Raw genomic sequence first — 824 nt, forward strand, 5'->3', positions numbered from 1 at the left:
ATCGTAGTAGACGAAGAAACAAATTCCATGAACGTTGCGGTATCTGAAGATAACTTGGCTATGGCAATCGGTCGAGCAGGGCAAAATGTTCGTCTGGCTGGTGAATTGACCGGCTGGGAATTGAACGTTATGTCTGAAGAAGATGCAGGTAAGCAGCAGGAAGAAGAGGTTGGCAAGTATGTTGACTTGTTTATCGAAACGCTTGATGTAGATGAAGACTTGGCGACTGAGTTGGTAAATGAGGGCTTTACTTCACTAGAAGAAGTCGCCTATGTACCGATTGAGGAAATGTTAGAGATTGACGCCTTCGATGAAGATATTGTTGAAGAGTTACGTCGTCGTGCAAAAGATGCCTTATTGAATAAAGCTTTGGCTTCCGAAGAGGAACTCGAAGGTAAAGAGCCTGCAGAGGATCTATTGGCAATGGACGGCATGGACCAGCATTTGGCTTTGGTTCTTGCTAGTAAAGGTATTGTCACGATGGAAGATCTTGCAGAACAGTCTATCGATGAGTTAATGGAAGTCGATGAGATGGATGAAGAAAAAGCCGGGCAGTTAATTATGACTGCACGAGCACCTTGGTTTGAAAACCAGGAATAAAGACGGGAGTCAGGAGAATTAATCATGTCTGAAGTAACTGTCAAACAACTGGCAAATGATATAGGTGCACCGGTCGACCGACTGTTAAAGCAAATCGCGGATGCAGGTTTACCTGCTCGTGATGAGAGCTCGGTTGTTACTGATGAAGAAAAGCAAACTTTGCTGACTTTCTTAAAGAAAAGTCATGGCGAAGAAAATGACGAGCCTAAGAAAATCACACTGAA

General features: G+C 43.7%; 2 protein-coding genes. Both read left to right on the forward strand.

All coding sequences use genetic code 11. From position 1 onward, the window contains the following. Positions 1 to 600: helix-hairpin-helix domain-containing protein (locus A3761_RS02450; RefSeq protein ID WP_231881125.1), on the forward strand; the 600-nt coding region annotated here is incomplete at its 5' end. Positions 601 to 624: 24 nt separating this feature from the next. Continuing rightward, the coding region (locus A3761_RS02455) for a translation initiation factor IF-2 N-terminal domain-containing protein (RefSeq protein WP_156491523.1) at positions 625 to 824 on the forward strand (200 nt) is incomplete at its 3' end.

The sequence above is a fragment of the Oleiphilus sp. HI0123 genome (genome assembly GCF_001635315.1).